23 protein-coding genes and 2 pseudogenes are annotated in these 25,748 nt (G+C 49.1%); 6 read left to right on the forward strand and 19 right to left on the reverse strand.

Annotated elements, in window-relative coordinates; all coding sequences use genetic code 11:
- Positions 1-110 precede the first annotated feature (110 nt).
- The 3 genes from Q0986_RS01840 to Q0986_RS01850 form a co-directional block, all read right to left on the reverse strand.
- On the reverse strand, positions 111-767 hold the full coding sequence (locus Q0986_RS01840; protein WP_299402814.1) for an ATP-binding cassette domain-containing protein: 657 nt from the start codon (positions 765-767) through the stop codon (positions 111-113).
- A 227-nt stretch (positions 768-994) separates the two neighbouring features.
- Positions 995-1,819: an ABC transporter ATP-binding protein gene (locus Q0986_RS01845; RefSeq protein ID WP_299402816.1), complete on the reverse strand. Its 825-nt coding sequence runs from the start codon at positions 1,817-1,819 to the stop codon at positions 995-997.
- Between the two features lie 212 nt (positions 1,820-2,031).
- The gene (locus tag Q0986_RS01850) at positions 2,032-3,297 is read right to left on the reverse strand and encodes an MFS transporter (RefSeq protein ID WP_299402818.1); all 1,266 of its coding nucleotides are present in this window, start codon (positions 3,295-3,297) and stop codon (positions 2,032-2,034) included.
- On the opposite strand from Q0986_RS01850, the gene Q0986_RS01855 reads away from it, so the two are divergent.
- Positions 3,284-3,445 (forward strand): DUF4351 domain-containing protein, encoded by a 162-nt coding sequence (locus Q0986_RS01855; RefSeq protein WP_299402820.1) that lies wholly within the window; start codon positions 3,284-3,286, stop codon positions 3,443-3,445. The genes Q0986_RS01850 and Q0986_RS01855 overlap by 14 nt on opposite strands.
- A 16-nt stretch (positions 3,446-3,461) precedes the next feature.
- Here Q0986_RS01855 and Q0986_RS01860 read toward each other — a convergent pair whose 3' ends face one another.
- The 3 genes from Q0986_RS01860 to Q0986_RS01870 all read right to left on the reverse strand — a co-directional run bounded on the left by Q0986_RS01860 (position 3,462) and on the right by Q0986_RS01870 (position 8,275).
- The gene (locus tag Q0986_RS01860; RefSeq protein ID WP_299402822.1) at positions 3,462-4,262 is read right to left on the reverse strand and encodes an iron-siderophore ABC transporter substrate-binding protein; all 801 of its coding nucleotides are present in this window, start codon (positions 4,260-4,262) and stop codon (positions 3,462-3,464) included.
- A gap of 309 nt (positions 4,263-4,571) precedes the next feature.
- The gene (locus Q0986_RS01865) at positions 4,572-7,100 is read right to left on the reverse strand and encodes a TonB-dependent siderophore receptor (RefSeq protein WP_299402825.1); all 2,529 of its coding nucleotides are present in this window, start codon (positions 7,098-7,100) and stop codon (positions 4,572-4,574) included.
- A 179-nt stretch (positions 7,101-7,279) separates the two neighbouring features.
- Positions 7,280-8,275: an AraC family transcriptional regulator gene (locus Q0986_RS01870; protein WP_299402827.1), complete on the reverse strand. Its 996-nt coding sequence runs from the start codon at positions 8,273-8,275 to the stop codon at positions 7,280-7,282.
- 266 nt (positions 8,276-8,541) lie between these two features.
- Between Q0986_RS01870 and Q0986_RS01875 the strand changes: the two are divergent.
- Positions 8,542-8,934, forward strand: a pseudogene (locus tag Q0986_RS01875) (ATP-binding cassette domain-containing protein); the annotation flags it as partial.
- Positions 8,935-9,109: 175 nt separating this feature from the next.
- Here the strand turns inward: Q0986_RS01875 and Q0986_RS01880 are convergent.
- On the reverse strand, positions 9,110-9,739 hold the full coding sequence (locus Q0986_RS01880) for a GNAT family N-acetyltransferase (protein WP_299402829.1): 630 nt from the start codon (positions 9,737-9,739) through the stop codon (positions 9,110-9,112).
- A 167-nt stretch (positions 9,740-9,906) separates the two neighbouring features.
- A complete protein-coding gene (locus Q0986_RS01885; protein WP_299402831.1) occupies positions 9,907-10,155 on the reverse strand; it encodes a hypothetical protein in 249 nt (82 codons plus the stop codon).
- A 70-nt stretch (positions 10,156-10,225) separates the two neighbouring features.
- Between Q0986_RS01885 and Q0986_RS01890 the strand changes: the two genes are divergently transcribed.
- Positions 10,226-10,852, forward strand: a complete 627-nt coding sequence (locus Q0986_RS01890; RefSeq protein WP_299402833.1) for a hypothetical protein — start codon at positions 10,226-10,228, stop codon at positions 10,850-10,852.
- A 43-nt stretch (positions 10,853-10,895) separates the two neighbouring features.
- Here the strand turns inward: Q0986_RS01890 and Q0986_RS01895 are convergent, their stop codons facing one another.
- From Q0986_RS01895 to Q0986_RS01925, 7 genes and pseudogenes are all read right to left on the reverse strand, one after another.
- Positions 10,896-11,729, reverse strand: coding sequence for an ABC transporter ATP-binding protein (locus Q0986_RS01895; RefSeq protein ID WP_299402836.1), 834 nt, complete (start codon positions 11,727-11,729; stop codon positions 10,896-10,898).
- Complete coding sequence (locus Q0986_RS01900) at positions 11,726-12,769, reverse strand: iron ABC transporter permease (protein ID WP_299402838.1); 1,044 nt, start codon at positions 12,767-12,769, stop codon at positions 11,726-11,728. Before Q0986_RS01900 ends, Q0986_RS01895 begins: the two co-directional genes overlap by 4 nt.
- Positions 12,766-13,791, reverse strand: a complete 1,026-nt coding sequence (locus tag Q0986_RS01905; protein ID WP_299402840.1) for an iron ABC transporter permease — start codon at positions 13,789-13,791, stop codon at positions 12,766-12,768. The genes Q0986_RS01900 and Q0986_RS01905 overlap by 4 nt, the downstream gene beginning before the upstream one ends.
- A gap of 206 nt (positions 13,792-13,997) precedes the next feature.
- Positions 13,998-14,289: pseudogene (locus tag Q0986_RS01910) on the reverse strand (IS1 family transposase); the annotation flags it as partial.
- A 40-nt stretch (positions 14,290-14,329) separates the two neighbouring features.
- Complete coding sequence (locus tag Q0986_RS01915) at positions 14,330-15,646, reverse strand: MFS transporter (RefSeq protein WP_366918491.1); 1,317 nt, start codon at positions 15,644-15,646, stop codon at positions 14,330-14,332.
- Between the two features lie 488 nt (positions 15,647-16,134).
- Positions 16,135-19,818, reverse strand: a complete 3,684-nt coding sequence (locus Q0986_RS01920) for a hydantoinase B/oxoprolinase family protein (protein WP_299402845.1) — start codon at positions 19,816-19,818, stop codon at positions 16,135-16,137.
- Between the two features lie 183 nt (positions 19,819-20,001).
- Positions 20,002-20,523, reverse strand: coding sequence for a 2'-5' RNA ligase family protein (locus Q0986_RS01925; protein ID WP_299402848.1), 522 nt, complete (start codon positions 20,521-20,523; stop codon positions 20,002-20,004).
- A 122-nt stretch (positions 20,524-20,645) separates the two neighbouring features.
- Between Q0986_RS01925 and Q0986_RS01930 the strand changes: the two genes are divergently transcribed.
- Positions 20,646-21,251, forward strand: coding sequence for a Uma2 family endonuclease (locus Q0986_RS01930; protein ID WP_299402850.1), 606 nt, complete (start codon positions 20,646-20,648; stop codon positions 21,249-21,251).
- Positions 21,252-21,266: 15 nt separating this feature from the next.
- Here Q0986_RS01930 and Q0986_RS01935 read toward each other — a convergent pair whose 3' ends face one another.
- Together Q0986_RS01935 and Q0986_RS01940 are read right to left on the reverse strand one after the other, a co-directional pair.
- The gene (locus tag Q0986_RS01935; protein ID WP_299402852.1) at positions 21,267-22,358 is read right to left on the reverse strand and encodes a DUF6745 domain-containing protein; all 1,092 of its coding nucleotides are present in this window, start codon (positions 22,356-22,358) and stop codon (positions 21,267-21,269) included.
- Between the two features lie 40 nt (positions 22,359-22,398).
- Entirely contained in the window at positions 22,399-22,698 is a 300-nt protein-coding gene (locus tag Q0986_RS01940) for a hypothetical protein (protein WP_299402855.1), read from the reverse strand.
- Positions 22,699-22,834: 136 nt separating this feature from the next.
- On the opposite strand from Q0986_RS01940, the gene Q0986_RS01945 reads away from it, so the two are divergent.
- Both Q0986_RS01945 and Q0986_RS01950 read left to right on the forward strand, forming a co-directional pair.
- Positions 22,835-23,344 carry a DUF1499 domain-containing protein gene (locus Q0986_RS01945; protein ID WP_299402857.1) on the forward strand — a complete coding sequence of 170 codons (510 nt, stop codon included), beginning with the start codon at positions 22,835-22,837 and terminating at the stop codon, positions 23,342-23,344.
- 2 nt (positions 23,345-23,346) lie between these two features.
- Complete coding sequence (locus Q0986_RS01950) at positions 23,347-24,507, forward strand: esterase-like activity of phytase family protein (protein ID WP_299402859.1); 1,161 nt, start codon at positions 23,347-23,349, stop codon at positions 24,505-24,507.
- Here Q0986_RS01950 and lepB read toward each other — a convergent pair.
- Positions 24,504-25,178 (reverse strand): signal peptidase I, encoded by a 675-nt coding sequence (gene lepB / locus Q0986_RS01955; RefSeq protein ID WP_299402862.1) that lies wholly within the window; start codon positions 25,176-25,178, stop codon positions 24,504-24,506. The two genes, Q0986_RS01950 and lepB, sit on opposite strands and share 4 nt — an antisense overlap.
- Positions 25,179-25,415: 237 nt before the next feature.
- On the reverse strand, positions 25,416-25,670 hold the full coding sequence (locus Q0986_RS01960; RefSeq protein ID WP_299402864.1) for an EAL domain-containing protein: 255 nt from the start codon (positions 25,668-25,670) through the stop codon (positions 25,416-25,418).
- Positions 25,671-25,748: the final 78 nt, after the last annotated feature.

Consider the following 25,748-nt stretch of genomic DNA (forward strand, 5'->3'; position numbering starts at 1 on the left):
TAAGCTCGATGATTTACTCGGAGAGTTTAGAGGTTGCTTGGCGCAACCAGTAAGAGTCAAGTGCTCTTAAGAATCTCCTGCTATACCCGTAGGGTTAGCGGGATGAGTCGTCAATAGCCCGCTCTCCTAAGTGCGATTTGGCGATCGGTGACACGCTGGAGTTGATTCGCATTATGGCTCGTCCACAGATAGGCTCGTGTGGGATCAGCCTGTTGCCATAAATGAATCAGTAGCTCAACTTGTTGGGCTGAGGTTTCATCCATGGAGGCTGTGGGTTCATCCAGCAGTAATACCTGCGGTGCCAGCTGCAATACTCGCAATAACGCTGCAATTTGGGCTTCCCCACCCGACAAATCTTCCACCTGGCGGTGCAGGAAATGCCGATCCCGTTTGAGAGGGGCCAAGCTCTGGAGGATGTCCTTTTGGCAGTAGGTCTTCTGTTGATGAATGGCGAGTCGATACACCTGCTGAAGATTAAACTCAACAGTGCCCTCCATGAGGGCAGGACGTTGATGCAGGTAGATCACTTGGGCACGGTATTGGGGCATGGCCAGCTTGGATAGGGGCTGTCCTTTGAATATGATTTGCCCCGCTTGCAGTGGATCTAAGCCCGCAATGCTTCTCAGTAAAAGGCTTTTTCCCACTCCCGAAGGACCCACCACCGCCAAGCGATCACCTGCCATAAGCTCGAAGTCAAGGCGGTGCCAAATCCATCGGCCCTCGATGGTTCGACCGATTTGCTGTGCTGCTAGCAGTGGGATAGACATAAGTCACTGGCTAAAATAACTGTCATTAAGAAATTAGAACAAACCCATCTCTTGAGGGCATCCCCCCATCTATCCACAACGAGTAAGGCTAAAGAGCCACTCCAAGTGGGGCAGCCGTTCTGGCCCACTTGGAGTGGCTCTAAACGGCTGCCCGACGACATGATCATTTCCCCTTTCAAACCAACGTCAAAGCAAAGGCAAAGCGGTTAACCCCAGTTCACTACACCTTATGAGATAGGCGTCTTAAGGGATATCTTTCGACCGATGGGAATACATAACGGTGTTCTAGCCACTGGATCACTTACAATTCGACTCTCCAAACCGAACACCTCTCGCACCATCGCTTCTGTCATGACCTGTTCGGGATGGCCTTGCTGATAGACCGTTCCGTCCCGAACCGTCACGCGATAATCACCATAACGACAGGCCTGATTTAAATCATGTAAAACCATCACGATGGTGCGGCCTTGGTCTTGGTTGAGGTCATACAACAAATCTAGGACTTCCATCTGATGGGCGAGATCAAGATAGGTAGTGGGTTCATCCAGTAGCAAAATGTCCGTATCTTGAGCCAAAGTCATGGCAATCCAGGCCCGCTGGCGCTGGCCACCGGATAGATTTTCTAAAGCACAAGGGGCAAACTCCTGCATTTGCGTCATTGACAAAGCCCTGTTCACCTGTTGCTCATCTTCGCGGGACCATTGCTGCAGCCAGCCTTGATGCGGATAGCGACCTTGGGCCACCAGATCCCTGACGGTCAATCCTTCTGGGGCGGTGGGGGCTTGGGGCAGCAACCCTAATCGTTTGGCAATGGCTTTGGTGGAGAGTTTGGCAATGGACTCACTCCCCAGATACCCCTTTCCTTGCTTCGGTTTCAGTAATCGCCCTAACCCCTTGAGTAAGGTTGATTTACCAGGCCCTACCAACACTGTGATTTTCTCTGCTGGAATCGCCAAATCAAGGCTGTCAATAATGACTTTGTCGTCGTAGGCAAGGGTGAACTTGCGCGTCGTCAGGGCCACTGAAGATGTGGCGTTGGGAGGAGCTATCATTTAATTAGGAAAATTACTCAAATTAGATTTAGCAAAAGTCACGGAGCAGTCTTGCTGAGCTTTGAATGAGGTACCGTTTGACCCAGTACTGTGACCTTAATTAAGAATGATTCTTGTTAATCATACGTCTGATCGGATCGCTGGAGCAAGGAAAACTCTCTAGCAATAGCGTTTCAGAAGAATGACGGTTTTAGGAAAGGTCCGTCATCACATCAGTTGGTAACCGACATAGTCTCATCTACCCGGCGTAGAGCAGGCAAGCAATAGCCCCCTATCCCTACGAGAATTAACGCGAGTGATGTGAAGACGTACAAGAGTGCGATCCTTGCTCCTGGCGTGGTTTCAAGCAAAGGACGCACAATCCAGGCTTGTCTCTGAATCGCAGGTTCAATCAGGCGCTCGGCAATGGGACCCGCCATAAGGGAGGCAATGGTACTCACGCTTTGTAGGACAAATGAGTTTGCGGCAAAAATCCGTCCCTGAATGTCTGGCGAGGTGTTTTCCATCCATAGAGCTTTTTCTGAACTGCCCAGGAGGGGAAAGTTCAGCGAGGAGCAAAACTGAGCTGGGACCCAAACCTTGAGTGTTGAGCCGAGTCCAAAAACCGTTTTAGCGATGCCTGCACCGATATACCCCATGCACATTCCATTAACCCGTCGTTTAGGTCCACCCCAAGCGGTTAGGGCAATTGCACCCGTAATACCGCCAATCCCTGCTGCGGCTGCGGTGTTGGCTAAAGTCTGAGCGCTGCCGTTGGTGCGGGCCAGAATCATCGGGTCGTAGATCGCGCCACCCAGGTCATGGAAAAACCGGAATAGGACAGTGATCAGCAATAGCGATCGCAAGCTAGGCTGTCGCCAGATTCCCCGAAAACCAAAGGTGAGGTTAGACCATAACGGTTCGGCGGTCTGGTGGTGGGTCGGTTGAGGGATGCTGATCGTGAGGAGGGTTGCGATCGCAACCCCAAATGTCCCTAGATCAGCCAGCAAAACGCCCATGAGTCCCGTCAGCGGATAAAGTATTCCAGCAAGAGCAGGGCCAAAGATGATGGATCCATAGTGGACCGCTGAATTCATGCTGTTGGCTCGCGTCAGCTGGATCGGGGGCACCATTGAAGAAATAGAGGTTTGATAGGCTAAGCGTTGTACTTCTCCAAAGCCACCTCTTACACTTGCTGCTACATAAAGATGCCAGATCTGTAGACTGCCGGTGAGGTAGAGAATGCCAATGCCGACAGTCGAGAGGGTTGCAATGCTGTCCCCGAGGACCATTAAATGCTTGCGGCTAAAGCGGTCAATAATTATGCCAGCGATTAATGTGACAGGAATCCGGGGCAATTGAGAGAAGAAGCCGACCAGTGCTAGAGCCGTTGCGGATCCGGTTAACTCCCAGGCCCAGAGCGTGAGGGCAAACCCGGTCATGTAGCTGCCGATGGTGGATACCAGTTGACCGAACCAAAGGAGGGTGAAGGTACGCACAACACATCTAGTTTATGGATGGAAAAATGTATCTGGGGCAGTATCGCGCCTTGCATCTCTTTCTCTATCTGAACTTGAAGATTTGAGCGAGGCGCTGCTGGATTTCACGAGTTGGGCGGATTTGCAGGATTGGTTGGAGAGGCGATGATCGCATCGGTGATGCCCTAGCGCGATGATGTGGATAGAGCATCTGGTGCTGTTTCTTCGACTAGGTATTTGAAGAGATCATCAATGACTGCATCGGCAGCTAGGGGATTACCCCCTCGCCAAGCTTCATAATTGACGGGATAAACTTTCCCTTGTTGAACGGCTTTTAATTTTTGCCAGAGCGGGTTCTTTTTCAATTTCTCTGTTGCCTCTACAGAATTTTTATCGGTCGCTACAACCAGAAAAATAACGTCACCATCAAACTGAGTTAATGCTTCCTCAGATAGCTTGAGCAATCCATTTTCAGTTTCAATATCCTGAGCAGATGGACGATTGAGTCCGATGTCTTCAAAAATTATGCCGCTGAACGAGTTTTTGACATCCGTGGCCCAGTTGTTACAACATACCCTCACAAATGAGACTTCAATATCTTGATAGTTAGAACCCAGTTCAGTTCTAAGGTCATTGATTCGCTGCTCGTAATGTGCCCACACTTGCTTTGCTTCAGCTTCCTTTCCCAGGACTTGTGCGACAAAGTTAAAGTGATCTTTCCAAGAGGGGTAACCCTGCCAGTTACCCAGGACTGTTGGAGAAATTTGTGATAGCTTATCGTAAATGGACTCTATATGTTCCAAGCCAATTATCAAGTCTGGTTTAAGCGCAAAGATTTTTTCTAGGTTGGGTTGTTCATTATTGCCCACTTTTACAAAATCTTGCAGTCGTCCCTCTAGATAAAATGGAACTTGATCATTGACGTAGAACGAAGTACTACCAACAGGCTGAACATCAAGAGCGATCGCATCTGCCATTGTGGGCATACTCAAGGTCACTAGACGCTGAGACTTTGCGGGAACACAAGTCTCTCCCACTGCATGTTGAACTGATCTGCAATCAGCAGAGGACGTTACCTCTGGCTTTGAAGCATGATGACAAGCGACGATCAAGGCAGTCAACACAAATAGAAGGAACATTTTGTAGATTCGATCTAAGGAGTAGAATCTATAATTTCTTATAGATTCTGCACAAAGTCTTGTTTGCTTAAATCTTGTTTTTCTCACAATTAGATTGAACTTGTCCGACCGGACGCTAAAAGAGCTAAGCCATAACTTGAGAACTTAGTTTCAATGCTAAAACTCGTAAGAAACCGAAAGCTGAACGGCAAGTGGATCAGCTAAATTTACCCTAAGATCATCAGTGGCAGATTCTACATAATCAATATCAAACAGATTTTTCACATTCAACCCAACCTTGAATCTGTCGCGTTTGTAGTAGATAGCTGCATCGGTTCTGAAATAGCTTGGTAACTGAAACGAATTGTCTAAATTCCCCTCTCGCTCTCCGACATAAAACAGTCCTAGACCAAATCCTAGCCCTTGCAAGCTACCGCTGGGAATCGTGTAGGTGGTCCACAGGCTGGCAGAATGTTCAGGTACATTCCTAAATCGATTCCCTACTGGGATCCTATTGTCTGCAGTAACTTTGGCGTCCGTATATGTATAAGATCCGATAATATTCCAGTTGGGTAAAATCTCTCCTTGGGTTGAGAGTTCAATTCCTCGACTGCGAAGTTTTCCAGTTTGAACATCAAAAAAAGGATCATTGGGATCGAATGTAAGAACGTTGGTTTGAGTTAAATTATAAAGAGCAAGCGTGGTTGAGAGTTTTTTGTCAAGCCAGTCTGCCTTTACACCAACTTCATATTGTGTTCCACGAGAGGGCGAAAATGGTTCATTTGTAGCACTATCGCCAATAATTTGTTGAAAGGAGCGGCTGAAACTTCCATATAGTGAGACATTCTCTGTCGGCTTGAACAGAATCCCAACTCTGGGGCTAAAGGCAGTGTCATTTTGCGATTCCTGTGGAGTTCCATCAGTTATATTCTCAATAGCAAAACGTGCAAAATCTATCCGACCGCCAAGCACAATGGCTAAGCGATCATCCCAAAAACTTAGTTTATCTTGAAGGTAAAGCCCTACCTCCCGTCTATTACGTACAACCTCCCCTTGAAAAAATTGGGTGCCTACTCCAGTGAATGTTGGCTCAAACAGATCAATATTGCCTATTTCAAAGCGCCGTGTTTCGTTAAACTGCTCTTCATCCTTATAGTCGATACCTGCCAATAACTTATGCGTTATGGGTCCGGTCTTAAACTGGCCCTCTATATAAGCAGATACTTGGAAATTATCAATATTGACATCCGCTTCATTACCGCGTCGCTCTAAGGTTCTAAAATCATCCTGTAGCGTCTGGACAAAGGCTTCTCTTTGCAATGATTGTAAGTTTGTATAGCGAAATGTCTGATGCAGCTCCCAGTCATCACTAATTTGATGATTCAAATCGTAGCCAATTTGAGTGATTTGTCGATCATTTTGGTCGAAATCAGGCTCTCCTACAAACTGATCTCTAGGAATCTCACCATTAGGGTTATCTAGAACTGTACCAATGGCAGGTAAACCAATTCGCTGAGGTGTTTTTGAGTTTAGGTAGAGTCCTTCAATATTTAGCTTCGTTTGGTCGCTAATGTCCCAGCTTAGTACGGGGGCAATCGAGACTCGGTCAACATTAACGTTATCTGCATCAATAAACGTACCTGATTGTAGGTAAGATGCGTTCAGACGGTAGCTCAGCGTCTTATCGCTATTAAGCGGACCAGATAGATCAGCAGCTCCTTCAAAGGTGTTGAAACTGCCATAGCTAGCAGATAACTCATAGAAAGGGGATGAAAGAGGCTGTTTCGTAACGATATTGATGATGCCACCCGGAGAAATCTGACCACCAATAACGGATGCTGGTCCTGATAACACTTCTAAGCGCTCTACATTACTCAAGTCCCTGGGTAATGAAAATGCCAAAGCTTCTGGAACCCCATTTCTCAAACTTGGAGAATTAACACTGAAGCCTCGAATATTCACACTGTTGACGTTAGAGTTAGGCGCTGTTCTTTGTGATACACCGGGCGTCAATCTTAGTGCATCAGAGAATTTGGTTATCCCTTGCTCTTCGAAAACCTCACGAGGAATAATCTGCACACTTGCAGGGGTATCAAGGATTGTCGTGTCGGAGCTAATCCGTTCCGCCGTCACCGTAATCTCAAGTTCCTCTTCCTCGTCCTCAACACTTTCAGCACTAACTGTTTCTGGCGTGATGGCAAATACTAAGCCTGACGCTGAGGAGGTGACCTCTGCTATGGGTGGGGCATCTGTCCCCGTAATTGCAATCTGTACCTGATCCCCTGGTAGCCCCGTAACACTCACCTGGGCAATCCCTACCGTTGGATTCGCTGCTTCAAATGCTTCTCCCTCCGGCAAGCTCAACACCGCATTGGGAATCTCTGCTGTCAGAACATTGCCTGCCACCGTCGTTGTCGGCGTCGCCAGCGTCCCATCCGCCGTTTCTAAGACCACCTGCAACCCTGTCTCTGTTTCCTCCAGCCGTACCCCAGTAATTTGCACTCGTACTGCTTCGATTTGCGCCATCCAGTTCTTGACTGTTGTGGAAGGGGGCTGCTTCGGATCGGCCTGTTTTGTTTCTTTAGATTGAATGGCTGAAGGGCTTGTTTCTGCTGAAGCCTTTAATGGGGTCGCACAGATGATAGGTGCAATCGCCCACCCTCCGACCACCAATAGCCCCAGCCGCAGCGATTTTATTGCTCGCATTTCCCACGCCTCTGTTAACCACACGAAATAATCAGTTGCACAGTATAAATAAGAATCCCTAGCAACTAGATACCCTTCAGGCTATCTAGTAAGGGTCGCGATTTTCTATCCGATACGGAGAATTTTTCTATCCGATACGGAATTTTTTCTCTTCAAAACGAGTTATTTTATAGATATCCCTACAGCTTTCCCCGTTGATATTCCTTCGGGGATACTCCAAAGCGCTGTCGGAACGTCCTGCTAAAGGTTGTGGAACTGGCATAGCCAACCGCCGCTGCAACTATCGCGATGGACTGCTGCTGCTTGAGCAACTGGCAAGCTTTCTCCATCCTGCGTTGGATTAGGTAGCCAAACACCGTTGTGCCAAAGACCTGGCGAAATCCCTGCTTGAGCGTGCAGTCATTCAAGCCCGCTAGCCGAGACAGTTCCAGCAATGACGGGGGATTATCTAAGCGCTGGTGTAGAATGGTGCTGGCATAATGAATCCGATCAACACTCTCAGCCTGTAGTCCTGATATTGTCACGGCCTGAGAACTAATTGAACTCACCTGTTCTAGCCGGAGCGCAATTAGCTCTATAACCTTACTTTCCCAATACAGCCAGCGGGTTAGCCCCTGATAGGGACAATGCAGAATTTGATGAACAGCAGACCGCATAGCTGCTGTCGTCGGCTGTACATGCTGGAACTGATTCTGATTGAGGTGAGGATTTTGAACGATCTGTTTTAGAAGTGAAGGCAATACTTCAAGTTGCTCACCCACTAGAGTTTCAAAGAGAGTCGATTCGATGTGAATGTCAAACTTTAGGACTCGCTCATCAGCTTGCCAATTGAACTTTGCACCAAGTGATTCTTTCCATTCAGCCAGGATGAAACTGTGATCAGGCTGCATTTTCTCATGAAGGTTATGACCCGAGAGCATAAAGCTCATCTCTAAGTGTTGGTAAGGAGCGCAGGGTTTATCCTCACCTAAGTCCACAATTAAATCATCTTGCAGCGTATAGTCATCAATCTGAAGATGCAGTCCAGGACGCAATTTCACCCGCTGCTGATAGCCATGACTGTTTCCCGTTCTGTCTTTTAGGGGAATCGTCCACGGTTGTCGAATCGCTTTACGTAAACTGGTCTCATCCGCTTGCTGGCTCAAGAACTCTGGAACAGAAAGGAAGAGAGTCATAGGGCTGGAAGCACACTTCTAACGGTGAGGAGCAGCAATAGCTATTGAGAAATAATATCATCAAAATTAAGTCTTGTCGGTTTTCTGTAGGCTTTCCAATCGCGGTTTGGGGTGGGCGCTGAACAATATGTGAAACGCGAGGAACTTGATTCCCAAAGAGGTCAGAGCTGTTCCTGCCGCTATCATGAAAAGGATTTGCCCAGTTGTCTATAGGTGAGCTAGCGTGCAACAAGTGCAGTTACCACGAATAGCAAAAATAGCCCACCGCTGCCAAAATCGCGAATTGTCATGGGTTTATTCAACGCTTTCCCCAGGGTTATCACACCCGAGTGGGAGAAGTGGGCGGTGCACTGTCTGGGGGTGAACGTCAGCGGATCTCGATTGCCCGCGCTATTCTCAAGGATGCACCCATTATTCTGCTAGATGAACCCACCTCTGCCCTGGATGCTGAAAGTGAAGTTCTGGTCCAACATGCGATCGATCGGTTAGTGGCAGACAAAACCGTGGTGGTGATTTCCCATCGTCTATCAACGATTGTCGGTGCTGATCAAATTTTGGTGGTGCAAGCAGGCAAAATTATCGAGCGAGGCACTCATCCAGAATTGCTCAACCAGAAGGGGGCCTATAGCCAAATGTGGTGGAGTCAACAGTCCCAATAGTAGTATCGATTCGTCACTGCTGGGAAAGAATGACGAGCTATTTCCTTGATGGCGAGTTCAGCAATCTAACGTTGTTGTTCAGTCGTCAAAAGTGCTATCACTCCACCATCATTTTTCGGTAAAGTGCGATGACCAGATTGTGAGACTCGACCATTCCAATCTTGGGAAACCGATATCAGGGATGACACTTGAGTATCCAAAATGACGGTGCATCAGCAGCAATTTGTTGTTTACGCGTGATTTCAAACCCATTTTTTTGGTAAAACCGCACGGCCAACTCTGTCGCTGTTACCACAGAACAAGGAAGACCCTCATCCCTTGCCCGACACAAAATGGGTTCTAGTAAGCGGGTTCCTATCCCTTGTCCTTGACGGTCTGGGTGAACCACCATTAGCCCCAAATCCCAATAGGGAGACTCGCCCATATCTTGTTGCTGGGCTTTTTCGATGGCATACAAGACCTTGAGCCATCGTGGCAATCGATTCCAACCCACCTTCACTGGTAACTGATACACCTTCAACTGCAGTGCCATCTTAAATTGCTGGGGCCAATGGCTGGAGACGTCTCCTGCTGGTGGTAACCAAACTGCTACTCCTTGAGCATCTGATGTCGTATAGGTATACCCATACTGGATGCAATAGGCCATTAATCGACTCGTCAGCCAAGTTAATGCCTGAAATCTCAGTTCCGGATCATCTGGTGTTAAATAGCTAAAGACCGGATCTGATATCAATGCATTCGCTGCAATTTCACTGGCTTTGTCAATTTGCGACGGCTGTAACTGGAGTACATTAGAGTGATGCATTATTGGATAACCTAATGGGCTTGAAGAGCTGTCAGTAATTTGTGGATTCAACCACAAGCATTTTGTAAGGCTGCTTTTAGTAAGTAATTGTGCCGCTATGCCGCTACCAACTGCAGACAACTACCAACATCTGAGGTGTACTCTATTGTTTTCAAAAAGTCGTTTGCTCAAGGCTCATCGTTCCATTCGGGTTTAGGCAGGTTTTTCACGATGTCGCGTAGACTGTAATCCGATAACTCCGTCAGCCGCCGAAACGCACGTCCAGATACATGACAATCGGCTCCCGGAAAACATCGAGCGCAGCGTTGATAGAGTCGTCGGGCACTTGGGCTCTCAACAGATTGTCCAGTGATATACACACCGCCCTCTAGAGTGGCATTGCGAATGTGGTAGATCGTCGCGCTAGATACAGTCATGGTTATATTCTCAGCCCAATGATTTAAGTCTGATCAGTTATGGCCTAGCTTTCAAAGGAGATGCGCTATTGTGAAAGCATCGGTCTATTGTGCCGGAGGCACCGAGATGTTACGACCCTACCTAACAGGATTGAGTGCTTCGCTACTAATGGTGATGAGTCCGCTAGTGAGTCAGGCATCGGAGCTGCCGATTGTAGAATCTGCTGTCTTAGGGATTGGTAAAAATCCACCTTGGTCCGAGCCTGTTCAGGTTGAAGATCCCTTTGAAGGCCAATTTATCGCCGTGTTTGATCGGCATCGTTTTAGCGATCGCTTCTTAAATACCCATCTGCGGATCGAAGTCCAAAGCCTATGGACCCAAGACTATGTTCGTTTACTGCTTACCGCCAAAGATCGCGATTGCTATGGTCATCACGGCTTCTTATCATCATCCTATTGCAGCGAATTAATCGACACCAAAAAAATTGTCAAATTGTTCGTCAAGATCGATGAGCAAATCTATCAAGTCTCGGGGCAGCACAATACGTTTCCTGTTAATTCAGAGTTAGCCAGCGCCCTGAGCAGTGCTTCAGAGCAAGATATTCAAATCCGCTTAGTCACCGAAAGTGGTGCTTCGGTGGATAGCAAAATTGGTCCAAAGACAGTGAAAGCTTGGCAAACCCTCTATCAACCTGCTGTATCTCGCAGCCTTAACTGAAGGGGGCATCGGCCGATAACGCTGATGAGTTTATCTGCAGGTGCTAGGATTGATGCCCTACTCTGACGGTCCCAGATGACCTACGACTGATGGGAATACAGAGGGGAGTATTGGCAACCGGATCATTAATGATTCGACTTTCTAAGCCAAAAACATTTTGGACCATTGTTTCCGTCATCACCTGTTTGGGTTGGCCTTGATCAAAGATGCTCCCACCCTTGATAGCAACTAAATAATCACCGAAACGACAGGCTAGATTGAGGTCGTGCAACACCATCACAATCGTCTTGCCTTGCTGCTGGTTGAGATCATGCAATAAATCTAAGACTTCGATCTGGTGAGCTAGGTCAAGATAGGTCGTGGGTTCATCCAGCAGTAATATATCCGTGTCTTGAGCCAAAGTCATGGCAATCCAGGCCCGCTGACGCTGTCCACCGGATAGGTTATCCAGAGCGCAATGGGCAAACTCGATCATTTGGGTAATCGATAAGGCCCAGTTCACCTGTTGCTCATCTTCTTTAGACCATTGTTGTAACCATCCCTGATGCGGATAGCGACCTTGAGCTACCAGATCTCTAACGGTCAATCCTTCTGGGGCGGTGGGTCCTTGGGGGAGTAGCCCTAACCGTTTGGCAATCGCTTTGGTGGAAAGTTTAGCAATAGACTCACTTCCTAGGTACACCACACCCTGCTTAGGTTTGAGTAAGCGCCCTAGGCCCTTGAGTAAGGTGGATTTACCACAGCCGTTGGGTCCGACCAAGATTGTAATTTGTCCTGTGGGAATCGCGAGGTCGAGGGACTCAATTACCACTTTGCCTTCATAGGCGAGGGTGAGTTTCCGGGTCGTGAGAGCGTAGGCAGGAGTGTCAGTGATCATGAGTTGCGATCGCGAATCAATAAATACAGAAAATACGGTGCTCCCACAATGGCCGTAATAATGCCACAGGGTAATTCAATGGGGGCAAAGAGCAAACGACCGAGTAGATCCGCTACCACTACGACAAAGCCCCCAGTTAAGGCCGCCACCGGAAGTAATCCTTCATGGGAGGGGCCTACGAGCTGCCGTCCTAGATGAGGAGCCATTAACCCTACAAAGCGAAGATTACCCGCTGTGGCGATTGCAGAACCCGCTAAGGCTACTCCGCTTAGTAATAGCAGACTTCGCTGGAGTTCCAGGCGACTCCCTAAACTTCGAGCCACTTCATCTCCCAGCTGTAGCGCATTGAGTTCTCGACTCATCAACCAGCCCAGTAAGCCAAACCCGATCAGCCAGGGGACAAACACCCCTAACTGCTCCCAACCACGGCCATAGACACTGCCTGCTAGCCACACTAGTGCCTGACTCACGTTGTAGATATTGCCAAAAGTCACCATTAAGTTCGTTAGCGCTCCAGCAATTAAGCTAAAACCGACGCCAACTAGAATTAAACGAACCGATGAACTCCCGCCTTTCCAAGCCAAGAGGTAGATCAGTACTGCAACGGTGAATGCTCCACCAAAAGCAACGAGAGGAATTAGAGCGGTGGGTAGTTCTGGATAGAGGACAATTAATGTGACAGCAGTAAGAGAAGCACCATCACTGACCCCAATAATGTCTGGAGAAGCTAACGGGTTGCGGGTGATGCCTTGGGTGATTGTGCCTGCGATCGCAAGTCCCATACCCACGCCCCAGGCTACCAAAGTTCTCGGTAGGCGCAGAGTCATCACAATAAAGTCAAAGTCTGGATTACTTGTTTCTAACCCTAAGATCGTTTTAATCACGTCTAAGGGCGGCACTGGATATTCCCCTTGACCGACACTGAGGACCATGGCCACCAGCGTCGCCAGGACCAGGCCCACCATAATGTGAGGAACTCGTCGGTCCAAATGAAACGAGATCGGAATCTGCGGGGGACGAACCACCAACCACTGCTTCATCGTCGCACCTGCCAGCGGGTGAGATAGATAAAGAAGGGGGCTCCTAATAAGGGCATGACTAACCCCACCGGCAGCTCTTGGGGCTGAATCACTAACCGTGCTCCAATATCAGCGATTAATAACAAAATGGCACCGACAATGGCGGCATAAGGCAAAATCCAGCGATAATCGACTCCTACCCAGAATCGAACGATATGGGGTACGATCAGGCCCACAAACCCGATTGGACCTGCGATCGCAACAGAGCCACCTGCCAGTAAAACAATGCTCACCGCCGCAATCCCTTTGACCCAGGTCGTTTTCTGACCTAAACCCTGAGCAATATCCTCACCCAAGCTCAGGGTTGTCAGCTGTTTACCCATGACCAGGGCAATGACTAGTCCCACTGCTAAATAGGGTAAAACTTGACCCACCAAGCTTAAGTCACGCCCTGCAACAGAACCCGCGATCCAAAACCGAATCTCTTCTAGAGTTCGCTGACTCAGGATCAATAGGCCCAGGGTCACGGACGAGACAAACATCTGAAATGCAGCCCCTGCAATTGTCAAATTGAGCGGGGTCAATCCGCCTGGCCCTAAGGACCCAAGGGCATAGACTGTAACGGCTGAAATTCCAGCACCCAGTAAGGCAAACCCTGCATAAACGCTAAGGGACGTTGTACCTAGCCAAAACACTGACCCCACAACGGCCAAGGCGGCTCCAGCGTTAATCCCTAAGATACCGGGGTCAGCGAGGGGGTTGCGCGTCAGTCCTTGCATAATCGCCCCTGCCACCGCAACAGCGCTACCGACTAATAAGGCAGTAATGGAGCGGGGGATTCTAACAGTTCGAATAATCAGTTGATCCGTTGACCCATCAAAGTCTATCAGAGCCTGATACACCGTTTTGGGGCTGATATCAGCAACCCCTAGCCCCACACTGGCCATAAAACAGACACAAAGCAGTCCTATACCTAGGATTAGACCCAATCCCAGCGGGACCGGAGACTGGGACAACTGACGTCGAGCTGGAACAGTGGGCACTTAAAAATTATTGATAATATCTCTTAGTAATTTTACATGGATATGCCTGGAATTCCTATCTGAAAACTATGAGAAAGGCTGACTATAAAAGATCTTGAGGCTCACCCATGACTTTATATCTGTACATTGTAAAAGCAATAATTTGAGCCTAGATTCAACATGATATAGGAATAATTACAATTAATTTAGCTAGAGCATCAGTTGAAATCGGTATGCTTACTCATCCGGCCACTGAGCACCAAACCACCCTCTTTAGCGAGGCTCAAGGCTACCTAATCGTTGCCTAGGCTCAACTCTTGTGGTCCGCAGTGCTTTTACGTTTTTCAGGCCCAGGGCCGCAATTCATCTGCATTGATCTGGCATGGTCTGCACTTCTCCATGGTGAATCATGTGGGCTTTATGGTTTGCTGAACGAACCACACTCATGTCGGTGTTATAAGCTACACCCGTGATTCGAGATAGCCTGAGAAGATTCGGAAAACTCAACTCCCTATGGGCTTAACAAACCCACGTTGGATTGACTTACGACCATGCATCCTTAGTGAGTACTGACGAGCTGATCGGCAGCGCTATAGCTTGGGTTAGAGGGCTGAATGTTTGAACTACTTTGAACACGTTGTGTGAGGATCGCCGCCCCCATCATAAAAACGCCGCCCAGGACAACGGCGATTAACCGATTATCGGCAAATAAATGGTTCATCATCCATCCCAAACTTAGGGATGCCACAATCTCCGGTAGAACAATGAAAAAGTTAAATATGCCCATGTATAAGCCACTCTTGCTGGCAGGGAGGACATTAATCAACATGGCATAGGGAAGGGACAGCATACTTGCCCAAGCAATCCCTATACCAATCATCGGTAACAAAAGCACGTATTGATTGTGAATCAACAGCATGGAGCACAGTCCAGTTGCCCCACAAAGTAGGCAGAGGGAATGGGTGTTTTTTAAACTAATATGCTGGGTTAATTTGGGTAAGACAAAGGAAAAGAGACAACAAACCGCGTTATATAGCGCGATGCAGAGTCCGGCCCACTCAATCCCTGTGGTGTAGAGGAGGGTGCCTTCTGAGGTGGCCCCGAAAATGTTATGTGCGATCGCAGGTGGGAAATACAGAAACAAACAGAACATGCCAAACCAGCTACAAAACTGGACCCAGGCCAGTTGACGCATCGCTGTTGGCATCTCTTGTAGCGCGATCCGAATATCTGCAAACATCCCTTGTGAATGAGTCTGCTCCTGCTGCGGAGAGGATATCTCCAACTCGGTTGGCGGCGGTTCAGTCGTTGTTAGAACCGTCCAAACCACTGTTCCGAGAAAGATGAACGCCCCAATATAAAACGAGAGCTTAATGGCGATCGGAATGGCATGAAAGTTTTCTTGCGATTCAACCACACCGAATAGGTGGTGGAGTAACCAAGGCAGCGCTGAGGCAATCACACCTGCCAACCCATGAAATACGCCTTGAATCGTAAATCCTAGAGTGCGTTGTTCTTCCGGGAGTAAGTCGCCCACAAAGGAGCGGAAGGGGGTCATGCTGACATTGGCGGAAGTATCCAAAATCCATAACAATCCCACGGCCATCCAGAGGTTGGGAGCATTCGGCATCAGAATTAAGGCAATGGAACCTGCGATCGCACCCGCTAAGAAATAAGGGCGGCGACGCCCTAAGGGTCCCCAAGTATGATCACTCAGATAACCAATAATCGGCTGCACAACAAGTCCCGTCAAAGGTGCTGCTAACCATAGCAGCGGCAGTTGATGGACTCGTGCTCCCAAATGTTCGAAAATACTGCTGGTGTTGGCCATTTGTAGGCCCCACCCAAACTGAATGCCGAAAAAGCCAAAACTCATATTCCAGAGTTGCCAAAAACTGAGTTTTTTAGCTTTCGGTTGGGACCGTGCTGTCGAATCTGTAGCACTCTTTAAACCGTCAATAAGCTGCCCTATGCTAGTCATTGAGGGCACCTACAGCTCAACAGTGTCCGAAAAAAATAATTGATAAATAAACCTCTAGAAACAACAGAATGCCAAAAACTTCTGCCTGCGATCGATTGGCCTTTTTTCTACCGAATCCCTACAGTTAGGTTTGAACTAATTCTGCACTGTCTACTATAGCCCACCTTAGTGTTCCCTAAAATGGTCAATCAGTGATGGGGATCACGATTAAAAATTAACAAAAGCAAAGAAAATTACGATTGATTTATGTTTTGTAAAAATAAATTTTTTATTATTTATATGAATTAAAACGGGGCTACAGGTTATTGATCAGCCGCAAGCTTCCGAGACACAAAAGGCAAGACAAAGGGCCTTTTGATAATGACCAATCATCTGCTGTGGTGTCAATGACCATAGCCGCCACCACCGGGGGTATGGATTGCGATCGCATCCCCCCTATCCACTTCCACCGTATCTGTTGCCATCAATTCTGCGATACTGCCATCCGCTCGAATCACTTGGGTCTGGCCCGTTCGGCCCGACTCTCCTCCAGCCAGACCAAAGGGTTTGACCTGTCGGCGACCGGACAAAATATTGGCCGTCATTGCCGCTCGAAACTGAATCCGTCGAATCACGCCATTGCCCCCACAGTACTGCCCCTTTCCCCCACTCTGAGCGCGGATCGAAAACTCCTCCACCAATACGGGAAATCGCAGTTCTAGAACTTCTGGATCCGTCAGTCGGGAGTTAGTCATATGGGTTTGCACCGCATCGGTGCCTGCAAAACCAGGACCAGCCCCCGACCCTCCACAAATGGTTTCGTAATACTGGTACTGCTGATTGCCAAAGGTGAAATTATTCATGGTGCCCTGAGAAGCAGCGAGGACATTTAGGGCCGCATACAATGCATCCGTCACCGCTTGGGAGGTTTCCACATTGCCAGCCACCACGGCGGCTGGGTAGGTGGGATTGAGTAAGCAGCCTTGGGGGATGCGAATATCTAACGGCTTTAAGCAACCTGTATTTAGGGGAATCGGGGTATTAACCAAGGTGCGAAAGACATAGAGAACCGCTGCTTTGCAAACGGCAAGGGGGGCATTGAAATTACTGGGCTGTTGGGGAGAAGTACCCGCAAAGTCAATAATGGCACTGCGGTCGTCAGGATTGAGAGTGACTTGCACCTGAATGGTCGCCCCACAATCCATCGGCACTTGATAGGTAGAGACTAGACTTTCGCGTTGCTGACAGAGTTGGGCAATCACCCGGCGGACGGCCTGTTCAGCATTATCTTGGACATGCTGCATATAGGCTTGGACGGTACTCAGACCAAACTGATCCACCATCCGATGTAGCTCCTGCGCTCCCTTGGTATTGGCGGCAATTTGAGCCTGCAAGTCGGCTAGGTTTTGGTCTGGATTGCGAGCGGGATAGGGGGATGCGGAGATGCGATCGCGCATCCCTTCTTCCTGCAACATCCCTTGATCCACCAGCTTAACGTTGTCCAGCAATACTCCTTCTTGGTCAAGGTGGGTGCTGTGGGGCGGCATTGATCCAGGGGTAATCCCACCAATATCCGCATGATGGCCCCGTGAGGCCACAAAGAACAGCGGCTGCCCCTTCACAAAAACGGGAGTAATCGCCGTAACGTCGGGTAAATGGGTACCGCCGTTATAAGGATTATTGGAAACAAAGACATCCCCCGGCTGAAAGGGTTCTGTTTGATCGGCAATCAAAGCCTGAACGCTCTCTCCCATTGACCCCAAATGCACAGGAATATGAGGGGCATTGGCCACAAGATAGCCCTGGCTATCAAAGATGGCACAGGAGAAATCTAGCCGTTCCTTGATATTCACCGAGGAACTGGTGTTTTGCAGGGTAAATCCCATCTGCTCGGCAATGGATTGAAATAGATTATTGAAAATTTCTAGGCGCACCGGATCGGGAGCGGCAGAAGCTGGCTGATCTGAGGTATCAGTCTGAGATTCTGGTTTGTGAGGGGACTGATATTGCAGCACCAACATCCCCGTCTCGGTGACGTGGGCAGCCCACCCTGGCTCAATTACATTGGTTCCTGTTTGCTCCAAGATCACGGCTGGTCCCTGAACCGTGGTTCCTGTAGATAAGTCTTGACGCTTAAAAACGGGCGTATTCCACCACTGATCCTCAGAAAAGAGTGAAATATTAGCCATCGCTGTAGGTATGGCTGTTTGGGGTTGAGAAGCCATAACCGGATCGAGAGCCGTTTTACCCACGGCCTCAGCGGTAATCGTCGCTACCACCAGTCCTTTATTAGGTTGAATCAGACCAAATCGCTGTTGATACTGCTGCTCAAACTGGGTCTGCATCTCAGCTAAAGCACCGAAGTTCACGATCAAAGCAGAGTCGGTACCTTCGTAGCGGAGATGAACTTGTTTCACAACCTCAAAGGTCTGAATATCGCTAGTTCCCTGCTGTTTTAGCTCTGTCAGCGCAACTTCTCCTAAGCCTTGAATCTCTGCGGTCAACTGGGTCATGCTCTCTGCAGTCAAAGCAATTTCTAGGGATTGCTCCTTCAGCACTCGCCGATCCGCCAACCCCATACCATAAGCCGACAGGACTCCCGCATAGGGATGAATCACAATCGTTTCCATCCCCAAGGCTTCTGCTAACCGACAGGCATGTTGTCCTCCCGCTGCCCCAAAACAGCAAAGGGCATAGTCACTGACGTCATAACCTCGCTGCACCGAGATCTTTTTGATGGCATTGGCCATATTATCAATGGCAATGGCCAAAAAACCCTCTGCGACTTGAGCCGCACTGCGTTGGTCTCCCGTCGCTGTAGCAATCTTTGCTGAGAGGGTGGCAAATCCCTGTTGAACACTCTCTACATCTAGGGGGTGATTGCCCTCAGCCCCAAAGACCTGGGGGAAAAACTGGGGTTGAATTTTACCCACCATCACATTGCAGTCCGTTACCGTCAGGGGACCGCCATGACGATAACAGGTGGGTCCTGGATAGGCTCCTGCTGACTCCGGTCCCACTTGGTAGCGCGCCCCATCAAAGTTGAGAATCGAGCCGCCACCCGCAGCTACGGTATGAATGGCCATCATGGGTGCCCGTAATCGCACTCCGGCTACTTCAGTTTCTAACACCCGTTCATAGGTACCCTCTCCTTCACCCTTAAAGTGGGCAACATCAGTGGAGGTACCGCCCATATCAAAGGTAATCAGCTTCTGAAAACCTGCGGCTAGACAGGTTTGCACGGCCCCGACAATTCCCCCGGCTGGCCCCGACAAAATACTGTCTTTGCCTTGGAAAAACCGGGCGGGGGTTAGTCCGCCATTGGATTGCATAAATAACAGCTGAGGCTGGGATTCAGCAGTTGAGTTTTTAGGTCTAAGTTTCCCTTCTATTCGATCTACGTATCGCCGCAGAATGGGAGAGAGATAGGCATCGACAACAGTGGTATCGCCTCTGCTGACCCATTTAATCAAGGGGCTAACTGCATGGGACATCGAGATTTGAGTAAATCCCACCTGCTTTGCCAAAGCCGCCACTTGCTGCTCATGGGCGGGGTATCGGTAGCTGTGCAGACATGCGATCGCACAACTCCGAATTCCCAAGTCATAAGCCGATTGCAACCCTGCTCGAACCTGACTTTCAATCGTCGGGGTCATCGCTCGCAACACTTCCCCTTCTGCCGTGACTCGCTCATCCACTTCCAGCACCTGTTCGTAGAGCATTTCCGGGAGCCGAATCTGGCGAGCAAAAATATCAGGTCGATTCTGATAGCCAATCCGCAGGCCATCTCGGAATCCTTTGGTGGTGATCAAGAGGGTGCGATCGCCTTTGCGTTCCAATAAAGCATTCGTAGCGACCGTTGTTCCCATCTTGACCACTGCAATTTGGTCCGCAGGGATGGGGTGGTCCGCTTCGATGCCCATCAGATCCCGAATCCCCTGTAGTGGCGCATCAGGATAGCGATCTGGATTTTCTGACAGCAGCTTATGCAGGACGATGGAGCCGTCAGGCTTTTGGGCCACAATATCGGTAAAGGTGCCCCCCCGATCAATCCAAAATTGCCAGTTCCTTGCGCTTGATTCATCCATCAATATTTGGCCCCAACTTTAATACAGGACAAAACTCTTTCAAACGAGCTAGGGATAGAATTTCAGGGAGAGAACGATTTCTCACAACTAGATCCAATACTCATGCTGTTTTTCTAGTCAGCAGCCTAAATTATGCTGCACTAGTTCCCTAAATCACCCATACTGGGGGACTTTAACGATAGATCATTGAGGCATGGTGTTAGCCGCTAGCGGCCAGCGCTCTAATATTTGCCAAGTCTCTACTGCAGTCCAATCCTGTTGTGGCTGTACCACTGCCAGGGCATCGAAAATAAACGTTTTCTTAAGGCTCAAGGATTGAATGATCATCTGCCGTTCTGGTGCGGCCAGTTTTTTGTAAATCAAGCTGATATGGGGCATAAAGGGTTTGGAGATGTTTACAGGCCATTGCTGATAAACCTTTTGCCGCAAGGCCACCAGTTGATCGGCTAAAGAGGTACGGATATACACCGTTCTGAACAGCTCTGAGCTATGGTCTAGCCCTTGATTCTGCAGCTGCAAAAAAGGCGTGGCCGCAGCAAGAGTTGAGAGTGAAGCGTGATCAGGGACCTGGAGGTGGCCCGCAACCGTGACATGAGGGCTAAAATGTGGCGCTTGGTATTGAACGGCAAGCTGGTCAATGATGTCTTGCAAATAAGCATGATCATCGGGTTGGGGAACAAGCCATAGTGAGACATTTTGCGTCATACCCATTATTTTTTGCCGAAGGAACTAGCAATCCATAATCACCTATACAAGCATTTATGGACACTACAGACTTTGCAGGAGACTAAAATGCGAATATTGACACTGACTCATCTTGGAGGTCAATGATGGTTGCCAATCCTCAGCCCCAACGCATGACGCCAGAAGAATATCTTGGATGGGAAGCTGAACAACCCATTAAGCATGAATACATTGAGGGTCAAGTCTATGGGATGGCAGGGGGGACGTTGCCCCATAATGACATTATTTTGAATCTTTATAGCCAACTAAGATCGCACCTACGAAGCAAGGGATGCCGAAGCAATGTTGCTGATGTAAAAGTCCGCATCAGTCCAGCCGGCCCTTACTTTTACCCCGATATGGTGGTGAGTTGTGACGAACGAGATCGTCAAGCCACTGACGCCATCTGCTACCCGATACTTCTCATTGAAGTCCTCTCACCCAGTACAGCAGGGTTTGACCGTGGTGATAAGTTCAAATACTACCGTCGTATCCCTACTTTGCAAGAATATGTATTGATTGATGCCGAAAAAGTGGGGGTCGATTGCTACCGCAAAACCAGCACAGGCAGATGGGAACTGACAGCCTACCCTGAGCATGCGGCTAATCCCGAAAACCCGGTTCTAGACTTAGTGAGTGTTGATTTTCACTGCCCACTAGCCTTCGTGTACGAAGCAGTAGAACTACCCCAGCTACCTGAAACCCTCTAAGAGTCTCACTATTACTCAAGTTTCAACTAGCGGCTGATATTGATCTGGGTCATCAAATCCTGCAATCCAGGCCGCTGCTTGATGGCAAGACTGCATCGCAGGCGGAACGCGGATAATATATTGGTCTGCTGTTGAAGGGCAGAAGACCGATAAACAGACCAAATCTTCATCCCCTTCTAAAGGGACTCGGAGTAAACGCCGTTCGCCCCCCGGATCTGCATCCGTATCTAAGACCTCAGCTTGAGCCTGCAACATAAAACGGTCATAGCCAAAGCGTTCCAAGAGCACACGGCGAATTTCGGCATTGCGTTCCGTCAAAATTTCATCAACGGTAATGGTCTCGGGACGCAGAACAATACGCTCTTCCACAAACACATCCCGCCACCGCAGTTGTACCCCCTGAAGAGAAGCTGGCATCTGGGTAATGCCTGTATCGGCAATATCAGCCCAGGAGCTAACGCGTAGTCCTTCGGGCAGTCCTTGTAACCGACTACACCCACTGATATCTAATTGGGCTAAGGGACCGATAGTGGTGGGCAAATCAGTCAAACTCACACAGCCACGAGCATAGAGGCCCCCTTGCCCCATATGAATTTGCTGTGGCCAAGTCTGAAGTTGAGGACAGCCTGAAATATCCAAAAACGAGACCGATAACCCTTCCGGTAACTGGGAGAGCGATCGACAATTGCGTAAAATCAGCGTTCCTACCTTGAGGTGGTCAGGGAGTCTTTCTAGGGATTGGCAATCGGATAGATCGAGCTTGTAAGCCACCTGCAACGAATCGGGCAGACGCGAAACGGCCGTTCCTGAGAGGTCTAGTTGATAGCACTTTAAATGGCTAGGCAAATGGCTAAGACTTGAACAGCCTCTAAGGTTGAGGTTTCGGACCTGTAACTGGGGTGGCAAAGTGATGAGTTGAGAACAGTGATGGAGATAAAGGGTGCTGACCACCAAGGTTTCCGGTAGCTGCTCAGAGCGAAGCTGGGGAGAGTTGGCAAAGCTTAAGGGGCCGTCCACTTGCATGGCAGTGGGCGCTTTACCCTCCAGGATCAATTGAATCGCTTCCTGGGCAGTAAAGGCGGAGATTTTCAGTTCAGTTGTTTTCATAAGCCCAAGCGAAGAGGAAGAGCATCAGATAGGGTGGACTTCAGTCAACGATTCTGCGAATCGCATGGGGGGTATATTCCCGCTGCTGCCACACTCGGTAAGTCCCCTGCGGTAAGGTAATGGGCTGATGCTCTTCGTGAATCACTCTGGCCTCTGGACTGACGATGCGGAGGAACAATTGCCCTTCAGCTTCAAAAAGTTCAGCATCTCCTACCCGTTCAATGCGATGACTATGCCCAGTGACTTCACCATGAGCCAGAATACAATGATGCTTTTTATGGGCATCCGGGGGAATCGTGGCAACTGCACCGATTAATACATCTCCATGTCGCCACAACATCTCAAATATCCTCAAACAATTGCAGTTCAATTGTACTATATGAAATTCTGGAATGACCAGCCAGCCTGCAGAAGCCCCGCTGGAGCCAGGATACTTGTACACTGCATGTAGAGTGCTTTATTTCGCCCCCAAATTTATGGTTCACACATTTATCTCACTGGTCTTAATTGGACTACTGTCCCTGGGTAATGCGGGGCTGATTCCGACTGAATCTAGCCCGGTGCTCGGTGCTCTGCCTGGTGCAGCCCGACTGTTTGCAGGGACACCGCCAGAGTTAGGGGTACATGAGGGGCAACTCGCTCCCTGTCCCGAGTCTCCCAATTGTGTGGTCAGTCAAAATGCGGATGCGGACCATGCGATCGCACCCTTGTCTTACGGTAGCGATCGCACCGTTGCCCGCGAAGCAGTCCTCAAGGTGCTGAGTGTTGTCCCTCGTACTCAGGTGGTGGAGCAAACGGAAGATTATATTCGGTTTGCCTCGGGAAGTCGACTCTTGGGATTTGTGGATGATGGCGAGTTTTATTTCCCGGCCGAAGATAATATCATTCAAGTGCGCTCGGCAGCACGATTGGGTAACTCTGATCTCAGCGTCAATCGCCGCCGCCTTGAGCAAATTCGCCTCGCGCTCCGGGACTTAGGTGTATAGCCGTGATCAAACTGCTCCGGTGGATGTTGCCACTCCTCTGCTGTGTGTTGTTAGTGGGCTGCAGCTTGCCCCAAGTGAAGGCGGAAGACCGTGTTTTTTTGAATCTATCCTTAGACTATTTGGGCGACTATCAGCTCTATCCCACGGAATTTGACAATACTCCGGTGGGAGGCATTTCGGCCCTGACCTATGATCGAAAGCGCGATCGCATCTATGCCTTGTCTGATGATCGAACACAACCTCGGTTTTATACCCTCCAGCTCCAGCTCGATCAATCCAATCCAGACCGTCCTCAACTGAAGACCCTGACGCTCGAAGACGTCACCTTGCTCAAAGACGAGCAGGCCCAACCCTACGCCGTTGACCAGATCGACCCAGAAGGACTGGCCCTGACCCCCCAAGATACCCTTTGGATCAGTAGCGAAGGGGTGGCGTGGCGACAAAGTCCACCGGCTTTAATGGAATTTGATCGTCAAGGTCAGTGGCAGCAGCAACTGCCACTGCCTAAGCATTTTTTGGCGATCCCTGCAACCGATGATAATCCCGATCCACCCCCCCACGGTATTGACAATAATCGGGGCTTTGAAGCCCTCACCCTAAGTCCCGAAGGGGACCGCATATTCGCCGTTACAGAAGCACCGTTACAGCAAGATTATCCCGATCCTCAGCTTGAGGATCCAGAGGAGCCACGGTTTTATAACCGCCTTCTCCACTATTGGCTGGGTGAACCGCAGCCTCAGCTGTTGGCCGAATATCTCTATCCGCTGCAACCTGCAGGTTTGTTGAAGGGCATTAATGGTTTAACCGAACTTTTATCGGTGGATAACGGCGGCCATTTTCTCAGCCTGGAACGCTCCTACAGCCCCATCACTGGGTTTAATGCCCAGATCTTTCAGATCACAACCGCACTGGCCAGAGATACCTCCAAACTCGATCAGATTCCCACTGAGTTAGCGGGGATTACGCCCATTCAAAAACAGTCTCTGTTTGAGTTGAAGCAACTTCGGATGCCCGTTAGCAACTTGGAGGGGATGACATGGGGACCGGTGTTAGCGGATGGTAGCCCCTCACTGGTACTCGTGAGTGATAACAACTTTGACGCCGATCAGCCCACCCAGTTTCTGCTCTTTCGGCTGCGCCAAAATCGACAACGCGTTTCTTAATCTGCAATCACTAACTCCGCTTCGGGTAAGGTACCAATGCGGTTAAAGGGTAAAAACCGAAAAATCGCTCGACCCACCAAATCGTCATGGGCCACCAGCCCCCAACAGCGGCCATCATAACTATTGCCCCGATTGTCGCCCAACACCAGGTAATGATTAGCGGGAATGGTTTGGGGTTTAGATAAAAAGATGGGAACGGGGGGATCGATGGGTTTGCTATGGAGTTCAGCCGTTTTAAAGTTGTTGCCGCATGAGTCTGAACTGGGACTGGTGGTGGTCTTGTCCGCAGTATAGTTTTCCTGAATCGATTGGCCGTTGAGCCACACAATGCCTTCTTTGATTTCGACACGATCGCCGGGAATACCAACCACTCGCTTAATAAAGGCTTCTTCGAACTTGGCTCTTTTTAAGGATTTTGTGGGATTAAAAACCACAATATCGCCCCGCTCAGGCTTGCGAAAACGATAGGTGACCTTGTCAATAATTAAGCGATCATCCACTTGCAGCGTGGGCTGCATCGATCCAGAGGGAATAAAACGAGCTTCCGCCACAAAGGTCCGAATTCCAAAGGCTAGCAATAAACTTAAGCCAACCGTCTTGGCTGCTTCTACCCACCAAGCCTCTTCTGGTTGTTCAGTTTTATTCAGATCAGGCGTTTCGGGTTGCGTCATAGAGTTCAGATCAAGGGTGGCTTTTCAGGCCTTTTAGGGAGGGAAGTGACAGTATCAACATCAGTTTTCCCAGTAACATTGATTTATAGCACAATCTTGTTGAACCCAGACTTGCGTTGAATTACAACTGCTCAGCCCTCAAGGCTGGCTCCACCAAAATCAGGGTTAAAAATGTTGGAGAATCGCAGTGTATTGGGGATGTCAATCGATATTTAATCAGGAGAACTGATAAATTCTCTACTGAGCCGGATAACGAGGGCTAAATGCGGCTACCTCTCCTACGGATAGGGGGGCAGAAAACAGATAGCCCTGAGATTTGAGGCAGTCTTGCGATCGCAAGTCCCAATACTGCTGCGGGGCTGCAATGCCCTCCGCTGTCGCATCCAGGGTCAGGCTGTGGGAAAGCGCTAACAGCGTTTTAGCGATTTCAGTATTGGGATTTTCAGTGCCAATTTCCTTGACGAAGGACCGATCAATTTTAATCGCATCCATAGGCAGTTGAATGGACAGGACAGTAGGTGAAGAGAAACCCTAGCCTGCAGCATAGGTTATCGCTCAGCCTCCCACTCG

It is taken from the genome of Acaryochloris sp. IP29b_bin.148 (assembly GCF_028285565.1).
GTDB lineage: Bacteria > Cyanobacteriota > Cyanobacteriia > Thermosynechococcales > Thermosynechococcaceae > Acaryochloris.